Annotated in this window: 14 protein-coding genes; 5 read left to right on the top strand and 9 right to left on the bottom strand. The window is 64.4% G+C overall.

The annotated features are described in order from the left end of the window. The first annotated feature begins 175 nt into the window (after positions 1-175). Together CUJ91_RS28780 and CUJ91_RS28775 are read left to right on the top strand one after the other, a co-directional pair. Complete coding sequence (locus CUJ91_RS28780) at positions 176-1,903, top strand: methanol/ethanol family PQQ-dependent dehydrogenase (protein WP_114157738.1); 1,728 nt, start codon at positions 176-178, stop codon at positions 1,901-1,903. Positions 1,904-1,995: 92 nt separating this feature from the next. Further along, on the top strand, positions 1,996-3,246 hold the full coding sequence (locus CUJ91_RS28775) for a c-type cytochrome (RefSeq protein ID WP_114158092.1): 1,251 nt from the start codon (positions 1,996-1,998) through the stop codon (positions 3,244-3,246). 140 nt (positions 3,247-3,386) lie between these two features. Here CUJ91_RS28775 and pqqD read toward each other — a convergent pair whose 3' ends face one another. From pqqD to CUJ91_RS28755, 4 genes are all read right to left on the bottom strand, one after another. Continuing rightward, a complete protein-coding gene (gene pqqD / locus CUJ91_RS28770; protein WP_114157737.1) occupies positions 3,387-3,668 on the bottom strand; it encodes a pyrroloquinoline quinone biosynthesis peptide chaperone PqqD in 282 nt (93 codons plus the stop codon). Positions 3,669-3,752: 84 nt separating this feature from the next. Further along, positions 3,753-3,827, bottom strand: coding sequence for a pyrroloquinoline quinone precursor peptide PqqA (pqqA, locus tag CUJ91_RS28765; RefSeq protein WP_013341955.1), 75 nt, complete (start codon positions 3,825-3,827; stop codon positions 3,753-3,755). 197 nt (positions 3,828-4,024) lie between these two features. After that, positions 4,025-5,998, bottom strand: a complete 1,974-nt coding sequence (locus CUJ91_RS28760; RefSeq protein ID WP_114157736.1) for a sigma-54-dependent Fis family transcriptional regulator — start codon at positions 5,996-5,998, stop codon at positions 4,025-4,027. A 116-nt stretch (positions 5,999-6,114) separates the two neighbouring features. Continuing rightward, positions 6,115-7,098 (bottom strand): cupin domain-containing protein, encoded by a 984-nt coding sequence (locus tag CUJ91_RS28755; RefSeq protein WP_244231041.1) that lies wholly within the window; start codon positions 7,096-7,098, stop codon positions 6,115-6,117. 130 nt (positions 7,099-7,228) lie between these two features. On the opposite strand from CUJ91_RS28755, the gene CUJ91_RS28750 reads away from it, so the two are divergent. Both CUJ91_RS28750 and CUJ91_RS28745 read left to right on the top strand, forming a co-directional pair. Continuing rightward, the gene (locus tag CUJ91_RS28750) at positions 7,229-7,765 is read left to right on the top strand and encodes a carboxymuconolactone decarboxylase family protein (RefSeq protein ID WP_006049707.1); all 537 of its coding nucleotides are present in this window, start codon (positions 7,229-7,231) and stop codon (positions 7,763-7,765) included. Between the two features lie 41 nt (positions 7,766-7,806). Next, a complete protein-coding gene (locus tag CUJ91_RS28745) occupies positions 7,807-9,189 on the top strand; it encodes a dihydrolipoyl dehydrogenase (RefSeq protein ID WP_114157735.1) in 1,383 nt (460 codons plus the stop codon). A 10-nt stretch (positions 9,190-9,199) separates the two neighbouring features. Here CUJ91_RS28745 and CUJ91_RS28740 read toward each other — a convergent pair whose 3' ends face one another. The 5 genes from CUJ91_RS28740 to CUJ91_RS28720 all read right to left on the bottom strand — a co-directional run bounded on the left by CUJ91_RS28740 (position 9,200) and on the right by CUJ91_RS28720 (position 13,634). Then, a complete protein-coding gene (locus CUJ91_RS28740) occupies positions 9,200-9,964 on the bottom strand; it encodes a DUF4410 domain-containing protein (RefSeq protein ID WP_114157734.1) in 765 nt (254 codons plus the stop codon). Between the two features lie 173 nt (positions 9,965-10,137). Beyond that, on the bottom strand, positions 10,138-11,502 hold the full coding sequence (locus CUJ91_RS28735) for an ATP-binding protein (RefSeq protein WP_114157733.1): 1,365 nt from the start codon (positions 11,500-11,502) through the stop codon (positions 10,138-10,140). Then, a complete protein-coding gene (locus CUJ91_RS28730; protein WP_053859923.1) occupies positions 11,499-12,212 on the bottom strand; it encodes a response regulator in 714 nt (237 codons plus the stop codon). The genes CUJ91_RS28735 and CUJ91_RS28730 overlap by 4 nt, the downstream gene beginning before the upstream one ends. 26 nt (positions 12,213-12,238) lie before the next feature. Further along, entirely contained in the window at positions 12,239-12,529 is a 291-nt protein-coding gene (locus tag CUJ91_RS28725) for an EF-hand domain-containing protein (RefSeq protein ID WP_029966918.1), read from the bottom strand. A gap of 67 nt (positions 12,530-12,596) precedes the next feature. Continuing rightward, positions 12,597-13,634 (bottom strand): hypothetical protein, encoded by a 1,038-nt coding sequence (locus CUJ91_RS28720; protein ID WP_114157732.1) that lies wholly within the window; start codon positions 13,632-13,634, stop codon positions 12,597-12,599. A 299-nt stretch (positions 13,635-13,933) separates the two neighbouring features. Between CUJ91_RS28720 and CUJ91_RS28715 the strand changes: the two genes are divergently transcribed. Next, positions 13,934-14,860, top strand: a complete 927-nt coding sequence (locus CUJ91_RS28715) for a sterol desaturase family protein (RefSeq protein ID WP_107707137.1) — start codon at positions 13,934-13,936, stop codon at positions 14,858-14,860. The last annotated feature ends 96 nt before the right edge of the window (positions 14,861-14,956 follow it).

Raw genomic sequence — 14,956 nt, 5'->3', positions numbered from 1 at the left:
CGCCGGAACCATGCCGCAATGGCATGCGACTTGCCTCGAACGGTTCGCAGCCAGACTGCGTTCCCCAGACGATGGCGTCGCCGTCCGGCTTCGCGTCGATAACTCAACAGCAAGCATGTGATGTGTGACCGGAGCAGCGCTTTACTCAAGCTCGGGTCGACACCAGGAGACAAGGATGAAAGCACGTTCGATTCGGACGATGCGGCGAGGAGCGCTTGCGATAAGCGTCGCCGCGGCCGTCGGTTTGTCATGCGCAACGGCGGCGGTGGCCGACGATTATCCAGCCGTCACCTACGAACGGCTGACCGCCGCGCAAAGCGATCCCGGCTGGCTCACGTACTACCGCACCTACAACGGCCAGGCGCACTCGCCGCTCAAGCAGATCGACACGTCGAATGTGAAGCAGTTGAAGCAGGTCTGGAGCTACAAGTTTCCGGCCGAGCTGCAACAGGGCTTCGAAGCGACGCCGATCGTCAACGGCCGTTATCTCTTCGTGACCACGCCGAAAGACAACGTCTATGCGTTCGACGCGGCAAGCGGCAAGCAACTGTGGAAGTTCGAACCGAAGCTCAGCGCCGAATCGTTCAAGACCGCCTGCTGCGACGTGATCAATCGCGGCGTCGCGCTGTACGGCAAGAACGTCTATGTGGCGATGCTCAACGGCGAGGTCGTCGCGCTCGATGCGCAAACGGGATCGCCGGCATGGCGCAAGGCGATGTTCGAGCCCGGAGTCGGCTACGCGTTTTCGCTTGCGCCACTCGCGCTCGACGGCGCGCTGGTGGTCGGCAGCGCGGGCGGCGAATATGGCGCGCGCGGCTTTATCGCGGCGTTGAATCCCGACAACGGCAACGTGCTGTGGAAGCGCTTCACGGTGCCCGCGGCCGGCGAGAAGGGCGGGAACACATGGCCCGACGGCATGCAGGAGCATGGCGGCGCGCCGGCCTGGCTGACGGGCACGTATGACGCGGCATCGAAAACGCTGTACTGGGGCGTCGGCAATCCCGGACCTTGGCTCGCGGATCTGCGGCCGGGCGACAACCTGTATTCGGATTCGCTGCTCGCGCTCGATCCGAAGACCGGCGATCTCAAATGGCATTACCAGTACACGAAACACGATACCTGGGACTATGACGGCGTCAACACGCCGGTGCTTGCCAATATCAAGTATCAGGACAAGGACTACGACGCGATCATCCATGCGGACCGCAATGGCTACTTTCACGCAATCGACCGGTCGACGGGCAAGCTGATTTACGCGAAGCCCTTCGTCAAGGCCACCTCCGTGACCGGCTATACAGCGGACGGCGCGCCGATCCAGGACCCGGCGAAATATCCGAAGACCGGCACGACGATCGAAACGTGCCCGAGCTTTCTCGGCGGCAAGAACTGGTGGTCGGTTTCGTACGATCCGGACAAGCACATCGCGATCGTTCCCGCGCTGCATGCGTGCATGTCGCTGTCCGGCAAGTCGGTCACGTACATGGAAGGACTGCCGTACCTCGGCGAAGGCTTCGAGATCAAGCCGGAGCCCGGCAGCAAGGGCTACGGGGAACTGCAGGCTATCGACGTCGGCACCGGCAAGAAGCTGTGGAGTTTCTGGAGCAAGCTGCCGTGGAACGGCGGCGTCGCGACGACCGCGGGCGGTCTCGCGTTTAGCGGTTCGCTCGACGGCCATCTGTACGCATTCGACACGGCGACCGGAAAAGTGCTCTGGAAAAGCCCGAAACTGGCGAGCGGCATCGTGGCGCAACCGTCGGTATTCGAAGTCGACGGCAAGGAGTACGTGGCGATTCTCGCCGGCTACGGCGGGGCCAATCCGATCTGGGGCGGACCGATGGCGAAGGCCGCGGAGAAGGTCCCGCGCGGCGGCACGCTCTACGTGTTCGCACTCAATCGCGGCTGATGCCCACGCGGCGCCGGCGCCGGTCCTGCCCGATGCACATTCGCTCGAGCAACCAGGCTGCGGCGGCGCCGCTTCTTTCCGGAAGCAAGACCATGAAGACTCGACTCAACTCTTTTGCTCTCGCCGGCGCATTGCTCGCGAGTGGCGCTCTGATGCCCGGCCACGCGAGCGCGGGCGTGCGCGTCTGCACGTTTCCAGGCAGTCCGTCGACGGCACTCGACGAGGCCGTGACGCGCGAAGCGTTTCGCACCGCGGGCATCGCCTTTACGCTCACGCCAGGCGGCTTCGCGAGCAGCGACGACGACGGCGTATCGCTGAAGGAACTCGACAAGGCGCTCGCGCGCAAGTGCGATGCGATCGCCGGCTTTCCGCGCTCGGATATCGCCGACGGCTCCGGCAGCAAGCTCGTTTTCTCGCGTGCCTATCTGCGCTCGGGTTACGTGAGCGTGACGATGCAGGAATCCGCGGCGCATGCGGGCGGCGCGGAAATCGTCGCGGCCACTTATGCGAGCCCCGCGCAGTTGATCGCCGTGCAACAGCCCAACGTGAAGCTCGATCTGCAGAACACGGCCGAGCTTACCGTCGATGCCGTCGCAAGCGGGCATGCGCAGCGCGCGATCGTCTGGTATCCGGCTGTCGTCGCTTATACGAACACGCATCCCGGGCGGAGCTTTCATATCGCGCAAGCCGCTTCGGCGTATGCGGACTGGCACCTGGTATTTGCGTTCGGCAAAAACGGTGCGGTGTTGCAGCCGCGTATCGACGCCGCGTTGCGCAAGATGGAGTCCGACGGCAGGCTCGCCGCGCTGACGCGCGGCTGGACGTTGCCGCGCATGACGCAGGCGAGTGCGCCCGACGCAGCGGCGTTTCTCTATCGCGACGGTCCTCGGCGTGCCGACGTTAAATCGCCGATCATGCGAGCCGGCGGCCGTGAGATCGAGCGCGGCCATTTCATCAAGGTCGATGCAGCCGTGCCCGCGGACGCGCCGGCTTTCGATCGCGCGCAGGTCGCGCATGGCAAGACGCTGTACTCGAGCGCGTGCGCGAAGTGCCACGGTCCCGAGCTGCAAGGATTGAACGCGCCGGCGTTGCGCGGCCCGTCGTTCGCGCCGACCTCGAATGCGAAGCTGACCATCGGCGGTGTGTATGGATACATGGCGAACAACATGCCGGCGGACCGTCCGGGCAAGATGAAGCCGCAGGATTACGCGGACATCATGGCGTTTCTGCTGTATTCGAACGGCTACAGCGCCGGGAAGACGAAGTTGACGGATGAGAGCGCGAGGGCTTCGTCGAAACCGTTGAACGCGGGTAGCTCGCTCAGTGCAGGCACTTCGCAATAGCGTGAAGCGCTGAAAAGCCAACGCGCAAGCGCAAACTTCGGCAACGAAAGAAAGCGCCCGGCGGTTCTTCCGAGCAACGGAGAATCGCCGGGCGCTTCATGCGTGTGCGTCAATAACGCCATTCGGCACGCAACCGCAAATCACTCCACCCAGCCGCGCTGCCGCGCATGTTCGATGAAACGGTAAACGTCCGTGGCGAGATCCGACGCGTTGAACATAGCCTCGAGCTCGCCGATGATGTCGTCGAGTTGGCGCTTGCCGTCGCAGCGGCTCAGAATTTCGCCTGCGCTCGGATTCAATCTGACTACGCCTTGCGGCGAGAGCAGCACATAGCCGTCTTCGGCGACTTCCCGTTGCAGGCGAAAGTGCGGGCGCAAATTCGGCCTCGGACCGATGCAGCGTTCAATATTCTGAGCGGTCATACGAAGCACGCCTTTTTGTCCGTTGTGGCAGGCCGCCGCGCGCGACACGTTCGGTGACGCGCGCGGCGGCGCTTCATGCTTGCTTCAGCGTGTGGCGATATACATCGTGACTTCGAAACCGAAACGCAGATCGGTGTAGGCGGGGGTAGTCCACTGCATGGCTGTCTCCTTGGATAGGACGTTTGATTAAAAAACCGCATCGGTGAAGCGGTCCCGTGCTCAAACGCAAGGTCCATGCCGAACTTATCCATGTGTGCTTGCAGCCCACGTAAAGCGCGAGCAAGCCGCCGATGCCCGCGCGCTGTTCAATTCCAGCACACTCGTGTTGCACAACGGAGCAGTGCAATGCGCGCGATTCACGCGGCGTCTTCGCTATTGTTCGCGCCGTGCGCCGGCAGCTTGCGATAGATCGTATTGCGCGAGATGCCGAGCGTGCGAGCCGCCGCCGACACGTTGCCGCCATGCTGCGCGAGCGCATTCGCGATCACGCTCGCGGCGACGTCATGCAGCCGCCCGCTGGGCAGCGGCAGCGCATCCGCTGCATGCGTCGACGATGGCCGCGCGGCGCGCAGATCGTCGAAGAAGTCGTCAGGCAGATGCTCGCGGCGAATCTCGCCGTCGGCATCCACCATCACGGCCGCGGTGCGCAGCAGATTGCCGAGCTGGCGGAAGTTGCCGGGCCACGCGCATTGCTCGAAGAGCGTCATCACGTCGCCGGCGATGCTGAGCGGCTGGTCGCCAGCGTTCTCGGCCGACGCGCAATCAAGCATCTTCTTGATCACCGCCGACAAATCGGTGCGTTCGCGCAGCGGCGGCAATTTGACGACCAGTCCATTGAGCCGGTAGTACAGATCCTCGCGAAAGCGGCTCTGCGCGATCATTTCGCGCAGATCGCGATGCGTTGCGCAAATGATCGCGACATCGACGGGAATCGACTTGGCGGAGCCGAGCGGGTTCACGAGACGCTCCTGCAGCACGCGTAACAGGCGCACTTGCAACGGGTACGGCATGTCGCCGATTTCATCGAGAAAAAGCGTGCCGCCGTTGGCTTGCAGCAGTTTGCCGACGGCGCCTTTGCGGCGCGCGCCGGTGAACGCGCCTTCTTCATAGCCGAACAGTTCCGACTCGATCAACGTCTCCGGTATCGACGCGCAGTTCACCGCAACGAAAGGCGCCGCGCGCCGGGGCGAATCGTTGTGGATGGCCTGCGCGAGCAGTTCCTTGCCGGTGCCCGTCTCGCCGGTGATCAGGATCGGGATGTTCTTGCCGATCACCTTGCGCACCTTCGTGATGACCGCCGCGATCCGCGGATCGCCGGTGTCGAGCTGGCTCAGCGTCGATAGCGGATTCGCGGGCGGCGCGCATGGCTCGTTGCGCTTGCCCGCCGCCGCTTCGTTCGACGTATGAAAGCGAGCGGGCTCGTCGGCGAGCGTCGTGCGGCGGAATTGCACATTGGCGCAGACCACCGCGCCGTTGCTCAGGTTCAGCGACAGATGCCGGTCGCGATGCATGCGCAGGCGGTCGATCAACTGCGCGCTCGTGAGCCCGAACAGCGACGACAGCGTATGCGCGCGCAACCCTGCAAGCGGCAGCCCGAGCTGGAATTGCGCGCTGCGATTCGCGGACAGAAAGCGGCCGTCGCAGGTGAACGCGGCGATGCCTTCCATCAACGTGCCGAGGAACTCGGGGCGGCCATGAAAGGCAATCTGCAAGGTCTCACGGAACGTGTTGGCGAACAGATGATTCTCGATCATCTGCACGGACATTTTCGCGAGCGCCATGGTGTGCTGATGATAGCTGCGATGATCGCCCGTGACGTCGAGCACGCCGATGAGATCGCCATACGGATCGAGAATCGGCACGCTCGAACAGGTCAGAAACCGGTTCGCCGCGAGATAGTGCTGCTCGCCATGCACGACAGTCGCACTGCGTTCAGCCAGCGCCGTGCCGATTGCATTCGTGCCTTGCCGGCTCTCCGCCCAGTTCGCGCCCGGCCGCAGTGCGACTTTCTCGGCACGCCGCAAAAAATCGTCGTCGCCGATGGAATGAAGGATCAGACCTTCGGCGTCGGTCAGCACGATCATGCTCTGAGTGTTCACAATCTGCTCATGCAGCGTTTCCATCACCGGCGTGGCGTGCGCGCAGAGGATGCGGTTCTGCTCGAGCTTCATTGCGAGTTCGCCGGCGGGCAGCACGTCGTAATCGGGGCGCATGGACTCGCTCAGACCGAATACCTCCGAGCGTTCATGGGACTTCTGAATCGACGGCGTAAGCCAGCAAGCCTCGCGCGTGGCGATTGGGGTTGCGGCGTGATACATGTCATCGCGCATTGTCTCCTCCTGGTCGGGCCCCGGTCGTTCTGCCGGGGTCGTGCAGGTGCGACAGAATGCAAATACTGCGCCAGGGCGCTTGCGATATGCGGATTCGCTTGCTTTACAGACCTGCTTTACAGACTTGCTTCTCCGACCTCGTTTCGCGACGAACGCGCACGCCACTTCGCTGGCGTCATGCCGACCTGCCGTTTGAAAACGCGCTGAAATGCGGCTTCCGATTGATACCCCACCGCCTCACCGATCTCGGCGACAGACATGCCCGTTTGCGCCAGCTTGCGTCCGGCGATCGCCATGCGGATGTCCGTGAGCACGTCGCTCGCCGAACGGCCGATCGCTTCGTCGAAGTGACGTGCGAACGTAGCACGCGACATGTGACAGAGTTCGGCGAGCGTCGGCAGCGTCCACGGCTTCCCCGGTTCGTCGAACATGGCCGCGAGAGCCGGTTGCAGGCGTTGACGCTGCGCAAGCGCAAGCAGGCCGCGCGGCGCTTCGTCGGTAGTGGACGCGCAGCGCAGGGTCAGCGCGAACAAAGCGCCCGAAAGCTGATTCACGACCGTCGCGCTGCCCGGCTGCTGCTCGAACGCTTCCTCACGCATTAATTCGATGACGCGCGCAAGCCGGCTTGCTGCGAACGCGGCGTCGCGCGCCGCTCCGTCGCCGGTGTCCGCGTTCACGCTGCTCACCAGCAAACGGCCCGGCAGATGGTCGCGCATCAGTTGCTGCGGCACGGCCGGCAGCACGAAGCGCCCGCACAGCACATCGGCGCCTTCGCGTACTTTGCCGTTCGTGACGATGGTCAATCCGTCCTTCTGCTGCTCGCGCGCCGGTCGCGGCGGACTGCCGCTGCCGTCGTGCAACGTATGAGCGCTGCCCGATGGAAACAGCACGATATCGCCGGCTTTCATGCGCAGCGCCGGTTCGCCTTTCGTTCCCGCAGCGCTTTCGATGACAGCCTCGCCGCGCAACAGCACGTGATACGGAAACTCCCACTCGTTCGATTCGGGATGATCGAGGCGCCACGGCGAGCCGAAGTGGCACCGTACGTCGAGCCGTCCGGTCACCGGCATCAGCGAGAGCAATCGGTCGAGCAGTTCCATATGAGACGTTTGAGCATGAAGTTGCGAAAGTATGGCATTAAAGAACTCGCCGCGCATCCCTACACTGACTCCCATGCCATACGACATGGCTAAGCAGTTTCAACCGCCAACCTGAAGGAAGGAGTCAATCATGTCCCGTCTGACCACCATTCGCCCCGAAGAAGCAACTGGCGCAGCCGCCGAAGTGTTCGCGAAGATCAAGAAGGCCGTCGGCAAGGTGCCCAACGCCTACGCGACCATCGGCACGCACAGCCCCGAAGCGCTCAGCGCGGCGCTCGCATTCGATGCAGCCGTGGATGCCGGCACGCTCGGCAAGGCGGACATCGAAGTCATCAAGCTGGCCGTCAGCGAGCACGTGGGCTGTGACTACTGTGTGGCCGCGCATACGTTGAAGGGCAAGCTGGCCGGTCTGTCGAGCGACGACATGAAGCAGGTGCGTGCCGGCGTTGCAACCGGCGACGCGAAGCGCGACGCGCTGGTGACGTTTGTGCAAACGCTGGTCGGTACGCGCGGCACGGTGCCCGAGGCCGCACTCGATGCAGTGCGCGCGGCCGGTTACACGGACCGCCAGATCATCGAAATCAACCTGGCCATCGCGTCGATCACGTTCACGAATCTCGTGAATCGCGTGAACGACACGACGATCGACTTCCCCGCAGTCAAGTAACCCGCAACTGCGGCACTCAAGTTTCGACAGGAGAGACTGTCATGCGCACCATTCATACAGACGTCGCCGTAATCGGCGCAGGCACGGCCGGGCTGTCGGCTTACCGCAGCGCGAAAGCCGAAGGCCGCAAGGCCGTGATCATCGAAGGCGGTGAATACGGCACGACGTGTGCGCGAGTGGGGTGCATGCCGTCGAAGCTGCTGATCGCGGCGGCGGAAGCCGCGCACGCCGCGAGCCATGCGGAACCGTTTGGCGTTCATGTCGATGGAGTGCGGATAGACGGCAAGGCGGTCATGCAGCGCGTGCGCAGCGAGCGCGACCGCTTTGTCGGCTTCGTCGTGGACGGCGTGCACGCGTTGCCGGAAGCGGACCGGCTGATCGGCCACGTGCGCTTCATCGACGACCGGCTGTTGCAGGTCGGCAGCGATACGCTCGTGCATGCGGCGAGCGTGGTGATCGCGACGGGTTCGACGCCTGTCGTCCCCGAGATTCTTCGTGGCGTCGGCGAGCGCGTCATCGTGAACGACGATGTGTTTGCATGGCAGACGCTGCCGCGCAGCGTGGCCGTGGTGGGCCCGGGCGTGATCGGTCTGGAACTCGGTCAGGCGCTGGCTCGCCTCGGTGTGAAGGTGAGCGTGTTCGGCGCGCGCGGCGGCGTGGGTCCGCTGACGGACCCCGTGATCGTGGCGGAAGCGCGCGCGACGTTTGCCGCAGCGTTCCACTTCGAGCCGCAGGGTACGCTCGAAGCCGCGACGGCAGTCGAGGGCGGCGTGCGGATTCGCTATGCGCGCGCCGACGGAAGCTACGTCGAGGACACGTATGAGTACGTGCTCGCAGCGACCGGCCGACGCCCGAACGTTGCGCAACTCGGCCTCGAAAACACATCGCTCGAACTGGATGCGCACGGCGTGCCGCGCTTCGACCGCGACACGCTGCAAGTGGGCGCCCATCCGGTCTTCATTGCCGGCGACGCGAACGGGATTCTGCCGCTCCTGCACGAAGCCGCCGACGAAGGCCGCGCCGCCGGACGCAATGCCGCGCTTTATCCCGATGTCGTGCCGCTGGTGAGGCGCGCGCCGCTCGCCATCGTTTTCTCCGATCCGCAGATCGCGATGGTCGGGGCACGGCATCGCGATCTCGCGCCGGATAGTTTCGTCGCGGGCGAAGTGAGCTTCGAAGACCAGGGGCGCAGCCGCGTCATGCTGAAGAATCACGGACGGGCGAGGGTGTACATCGATCGCGCGACGCGGCGCTTTGTCGGCGCGGAATGGTTCGGCCCGGCCGCGGAACACATCGGTCATCTGCTCGCGTGGAGCTTGCAAATGAAGGTCACGGTCGACGATATGCTCGGGATGCCTTTCTATCATCCGGTCGTCGAGGAGGGGTTGAGGACGGCGTTGCGGGATGCGGCGGCGCGGTTGTAGGAGACTGGCGTTAGTCGATATGTGTGGCCGACATCCATCCGTTGGCCGTGCTTACCGCCGCAATCTGCTTCGCGATCGAATCGCCGAGCTTTTTCGCGTCGCCGCTCATGCCGCCCTGTTTCGCCTCGGACGCGCCATGCAGCGCCGTGCCTGTCGCTGCTGCGGTTGCAACATGCGCAGCAGCGGCGCCGACGCCAGCGGTTTCCGCGATGCCGGGCATGTGACCGCTATCGGCGTTGGCGGAAAAGCTTTGCAGTTCGATCGGCGTGCCGGCGGCCGGCTTGTACAGGATCTGGATCGACGCGCTCACTTCGCTCTTGCCGGCGCCAAGCCCGATCAGCACGCGACGGCGGCGCTTGCCTTCGTCGATTGTCTGGAAGCTGCCTTCGACGACGAGCGCGTTTTCGTTCATCGGTGCAGGACCGTCCACGCGCACCGCGCGCAGTCCGAGCGTTTGCAGTTCGCGCACGATTTCGTCGGCGACCTGTTCACGCGTATCGCTCGCGGTCTGAAGCTGCTTTTGCTCCGACGATTCGCCCGTCATCGCCGCTCCGAGTTTCTGCGCGATGCCGCCGCTGTCCGATTTCACCTGGTTGGGCGTGGCGCCGAACGAATACACGTAGATGACGTCGGCGCGAACATGCGGGACGGCGCTCGTCTGCGTCGTGGCGGCGATGCCCGAAGCGCAGCCGGTCAGAAGCAGCGCCCCTGCGACGAGTGCGGAGCCTGCTACACGTTTAGCGTTGCCAACGAATGATTTGAGTGAGGTATGCATATCGATCCTGTCGTGGCACCGTGGCGCCGGTAATGTCGGGAGGTGTGCCGCAGCACGTAGACGTGAGTATGGGAGGAAGCGGCTCCGCACACCATTCAGCAATTGTGTCGCGCGATGTCGCCAGGACCGTTCGCCAGGATCGTTCGCGCGGGGCCGGAGTAGGCCCGCGTTGCTTATGAAGAATGCCGGTTCAGCGGCAACGTGACGAGCGCCTCGAGACCGCCGCCTTCACGCGCACGAAACTGCAGCGAGCCGCCATGCAGACGCGCGATGCGCTCGACGATCGCAAGCCCGAGACCTGTGCCGCCCGAATGCGTCCGTGCGTTCGTACCGCGGCTGAACGGCGTCTTGAGTTTTTCCATTTCTGCGGCGTCGATTCCGCTGCCGCGATCGCAGACGGCGACACACGCAGCATCGCCTTCGGTCCATGTGCGCACGGCGAGGCCCGTACGTCCATACGCAATCGCGTTGTGCATCAGATTCATCAGAAGCCGCATGAGGCTCACGGGCCGGTACGCGAACTCGGGGACTTCGCCGAGCGACAGTTCGAACTCGTGTCCGAGCCCCGCAAAATCCGCGGCGAGCTGACCGATGAGCGCGTTGAGATCGCCCTGCCGCGGCGGCTCGCGTTCGCCGCTGCCGGCGTAGTCCATGAACTGCTGGAGAATCGTGTCGATGTGGTCGAGATAGCTTTCCGCCGATGCGACGAAGGGGTCGTCGGCGCCGCGCGGAATCGCCATCGCCATCGCGAGACGCAGCTTGGTGAGCGGCGTGCGGATGTCGTGCGATACGCCCGCGAGCATCAGCGCGCGCGTTGCTTCGGCCTGCTGCAATGCCTCGGTCATCTGGTTGAACGCGCCGCTGACCTGGGCGATTTCCGTCGGACCGTCGGTTGGCAGCACGACGGGCGCTTCGCCCGCGCTCACGTGCCGCGCGGCGCGAGCGAGATCTTTGAGCGGCCGGTTGATGTGCAACTGGATCAGATAACCCGTCAGCGCGGCCAGTAACGCGAGGCCCACGGAAAGTATCAGCGTCGTGGTGATGCCGCTCGCCTGCGCGTCTTCTGTCATCGGCAGCGCGATCCAGCTTGGCGCGCCGGCGACGTGCACGCGAATCCAGAGCCGCTCGCCGTCGCCGCCGTTGCCAGTTTGCCAGCGCACCGGCATGTCCGGCGGTAGATGATGCTGCAGCGCGCGAAGGAAGACATCGCGTTGCCATGTGCCGAACAGGCGCGGCAGGCTGCGCTGCGCTTTGACGCCATCGGGTTCGGGCGCCGCTGTCTGCGCACCGAGGCGCGCGGCCGCGGCGCGGCCCTGGTCGGGCGGCATCGCGGCGAGCACGCCGTCGAGCGTCTTGACGTAATCGGCGAAGATGATCGCGGCGCGGTCGATGCGCGGACGCTGCACGAAATGCAGCAGCACCGCGAACGAGCACGCCTGCGTCAGTGCAACGAGTGCTACCAGCAGAACGATATTGCGCGTCAGCAGCGAACGCGGCAGCCATCTGCTGCGCCGCTTTGAACGCGTTGCGATGCTCACGAGTCGATGCCTGCAACGAGCATATAGCCGACACCCCACACGGTCTTGATGAAGCGCGGTTTCGACGGATCGTCTTCGACGATCTGACGCAGCCGCAAAATCTGCACGTCGATGCTGCGATCGAGCGCGTCGTGGTCGCGGCCGCGCGCCCGCGCAAGCAGATTCTCGCGGCTCACCGGCCGGTTCGGCGACGACCCGAGCGCGTGCAGCAGCAACATCTGCGCGGAGTGCACGTCGACCGGCTCGCCACGATGCAGCAGCGTTTGCTTGCCGACATCGAACTCGTATTCGCCGAAGCGCAGCGTTTGTGAAGTCACGGTCGGTACGCCCGCGGCCATTTTCTGGCGACGCAGCAGAGCGCGGATTCGCGCGACCAGTTCATCGGGGAGAAACGGTTTCGCGAGGTAGTCGTCGGCGCCGGTTTCGAGGCCGACCACGCGGTCGACGGGATCGCCTTTCGCGGTCAGCATGAGGATGGGCAGCGTCTGTCCTTCGGCGCGCAGCCGCCGGCATATCGTCAGCCCGTCTTCCGGTTCCATCATCAGGTCGAGCACGAGCAGGTCGTACGGTTCGCGCTGCAGGTAGCGGTCGAGCTGCTTGCCGTCGGCGACGACGCGCACATGGAACCCGTGCCCGGTCAGAAACCGTTGCAGCATGTTGCGCAACTCGGCTTCGTCGTCCAGCACGATGATCCTGTTCGCCTGATCCATGACGCGTCTCCCAGCCTCGTTGCCTTTCAGCGTGCCATTGCTTTCTGCTGCATGAGCGCCTCGATTTGCGGCAGCGTGACATAACCGGCGTGCTGCGTGTCGATTTCGTCGAAGTGTTTCGCGACCATCGGCATGCCGGCTGTCGCCTGCTCGCGCGTCAGCTTGCCGTCGCCCGTCGTGTTCGCTCGGGCAAAGCGGGCCTGCAATTGCTGCATCGCACGCTCGCCGCGCGGGGCATCCGCGGGTGGCAGTGCGCTTTGAGCCGAAGCCACTGCAGAAACAATACACAAGAGAAGCACTGCGATCATCTTTTTCATCATCTACTCCGTGGTTTCGCCGACGCTTATGGCCGGCAGGGTTGATTCATCGATCTCGCGTTTGCTGTTATGCCCAGTGCGCCGGCACCCAGAAGCGCCCGACCCAGTGGCCCGGCACCAGCACCGCGGGATGCGGCGCGGGCGCGACATACACAGGACGCGGCGCGACATACAGCGTGTGGGCCTGCGGCGCGATGAATACGACATGCGGCGGGGGCGGCGCAACGTAGACGACCTTCGGCGGCGGGGGCGCAACGTAGACGACCTTGGGTGCGGGCGGCGCGACGTAGACAGTCTTCGGTGCAGGCGGCGGCACGTAGGCGACCGGCGGCGGGGGCACATAAGCGGGCGGAGGCGCGACGACCACAGGTACAGGCGCAGCAACCACCGGTACGGGCGCGACGACAACCGGAGCCGGCGCCACCACGACCGGTACGCTGCCCACGGCAACCGTCGCGCCGACAGTCGTAACCGTGCCGCCCGTAGTCACCGTGCCGCCATGTACGACCGTCGTGCCGCCGCCCGTCGTCACCACGCCGGGCGCCACGCGTGTCGCGCTGCCTGAATGGTTGACGGTTCCGCCATCGGAGCCCGTCACCGTCCCCGAACGATTGCAGGTTGAACCGGCGCAGTCCGTCGATGCCGTGTGACTGGTCGTATTGCCGTTCGCGCCGGTAACCGTGCCCGACGACGAATACTGACCCGGCGCGTCGCGTGTCACGCTGCCCGAAGTCGTGGCGCTGTGACCGTCCGAGCCGTTCAGCGCGCCGGTGTGGTCGCATGTGCCGCCTGCGCAGCTCGTGTCGCCCGAGTGCTGCACCTGACGTCCGTTGGGGCCCGTCGCCGTGCCCGAATTCGAGAACTGGCCGGGTGCGGTGCGGTTGACCGTGCCGGTGTTGGTGGCGATGCCGCCATAAGGATTCTCGACGCCGCCGGCGTGCGTGCAACTGCCGCCTGTGCAGGAGCCGTAGTGTGCGCCGTTGTAAGTGCCGTGCGGCGTGTAGGCGGTGCCATGACCCGACCATCCGGCGAAGGCGGGCGTGCTGATGGTGCTGATCGCGATGAGCATCGCAGCGCTGGCTGCGGCGAGGTAACGGAGTTTCATGAGGTGTCCTTCCCGGTTCGGTTAGTCACGCACTGCGGCGTGGCAGCGGAACGAACTATAAGAGGACCTCGCGAAATAATCGCCCGGTAAAAGATGTCGCGGTGTTACACCCCCGCGGCGGGCCGCCGGCAGCCGGGCCGCATGGCCCGATTCGCCGTCGCGGCCGCGATTTCGTGACATCTGGCGACATGGTTTACGCGTGGTCTTTGGCCGGGCAGCCCACTACATTAGCTTCACCCGACGCGATAGCGGCTTTGCCCGCAGACGACGCGTCCCACCTCAACCGTTATCTGCCCATCATGTCGACTACTGGAAAAATCGCGCTTTTCGTTACCGTGTTCATCATTGGCGTCTCGCTGATCGAGGCATGCGTGCTCACCCGCACACAGAGAAACAGCGCCTCGCCCTTCGACTGGTATGAAGTATGGATTTCGCTCGCCGATGTGGCCGGCCGCAAGCTGCTCGCGCTGCTGCCGCTTTCGCTCGCGACGCCGATATTCGCCCTTGCCTGGGATCACCGCCTCTTTACGGTCACGCTCAACAGCGCGCTGATGCTGTTCGTGCTCTTTATCGGACAGGAGTTCTGCTACTACTGGTATCACCGCGCGTCGCACCGCATCCGCTTTTTCTGGGCGACGCACGCGGTTCACCACTCGCCGAACCAGTTGACGCTTTCGTCCGCCTATCGCCTCGGCTTGACCGGCAAACTGACCGGCTCGGCGATCTTCTTCACGCCGCTCGTCTGGCTCGGCGTACGTCCCGAAATCGTGCTCGCAACGCTGAGCTTCAATCTGCTCTACCAGTTCTGGCTGCATAACACCTGGACGCCGAAACTCGGCTGGCTCGAATACGTGTTCAATACGCCGTCGGCGCATCGCGTGCATCACGCATCGAACGTCGATTATCTCGATGCAAACTTCGGCGGCGTGCTGGTCATATTCGATCGGCTGTTCGGCACCTATGTCGAAGAACGCGCCGATGAACCGTGCCGCTACGGTCTCACGACACCGACGCGCTCACGCAATCCGCTCGTCGTCGAATTCGAGCACTGGGTGAGTCTTGCACGCGATGTCGCGTCGGCGGGCAGCGTCTGGGCCGCGATTTGCTACGTGATTCTGCCGCCCGGCTGGCGCGCTGACGGCGCCGGCGAAACGACAGAAGCACTGCGTCGGCAGAGTCTGGCCGCAGCGCGTACGGTTCCGGCGAGTACGACACAGGGACGATGAGCAATGGTGTCCTACGGCCCGATTTGCCGTTTCCCCACGTGGCCATTTATACCGACGGCCAATTCCGTTACCGGTAACGGAAATCGAATTGCACGC

This window comes from Paraburkholderia graminis (assembly GCF_003330785.1).
Lineage (GTDB): Bacteria > Pseudomonadota > Gammaproteobacteria > Burkholderiales > Burkholderiaceae > Paraburkholderia > Paraburkholderia graminis.
The sequence above is the reverse complement of the archived record's forward strand: the minus strand, read 5'-3'. Positions and strand labels throughout refer to the sequence as shown.

Bases quoted from the DNA above. Each gene is read 5' to 3' on its own strand.
- CUJ91_RS28780 (WP_114157738.1), top strand. From the start codon at position 176: ATGAAAGCACGTTCGATTCGGACGATGCGGCGAGGAGCGCTTGCGATA.
- CUJ91_RS28775 (WP_114158092.1), top strand. From the start codon at position 1,996: ATGAAGACTCGACTCAACTCTTTTGCTCTCGCCGGCGCATTGCTCGCG.
- pqqD (WP_114157737.1), bottom strand. From the start codon at position 3,668: ATGACCGCTCAGAATATTGAACGCTGCATCGGTCCGAGGCCGAATTTG.
- CUJ91_RS28760 (WP_114157736.1), bottom strand. From the start codon at position 5,998: ATGCGCGATGACATGTATCACGCCGCAACCCCAATCGCCACGCGCGAG.
- CUJ91_RS28755 (WP_244231041.1), bottom strand. From the start codon at position 7,098: ATGGAACTGCTCGACCGATTGCTCTCGCTGATGCCGGTGACCGGACGG.
- CUJ91_RS28750 (WP_006049707.1), top strand. From the start codon at position 7,229: ATGTCCCGTCTGACCACCATTCGCCCCGAAGAAGCAACTGGCGCAGCC.
- CUJ91_RS28745 (WP_114157735.1), top strand. From the start codon at position 7,807: ATGCGCACCATTCATACAGACGTCGCCGTAATCGGCGCAGGCACGGCC.
- CUJ91_RS28740 (WP_114157734.1), bottom strand. From the start codon at position 9,964: ATGCATACCTCACTCAAATCATTCGTTGGCAACGCTAAACGTGTAGCA.
- CUJ91_RS28730 (WP_053859923.1), bottom strand. From the start codon at position 12,212: ATGGATCAGGCGAACAGGATCATCGTGCTGGACGACGAAGCCGAGTTG.
- CUJ91_RS28725 (WP_029966918.1), bottom strand. From the start codon at position 12,529: ATGAAAAAGATGATCGCAGTGCTTCTCTTGTGTATTGTTTCTGCAGTG.
- CUJ91_RS28720 (WP_114157732.1), bottom strand. From the start codon at position 13,634: ATGAAACTCCGTTACCTCGCCGCAGCCAGCGCTGCGATGCTCATCGCG.
- CUJ91_RS28715 (WP_107707137.1), top strand. From the start codon at position 13,934: ATGTCGACTACTGGAAAAATCGCGCTTTTCGTTACCGTGTTCATCATT.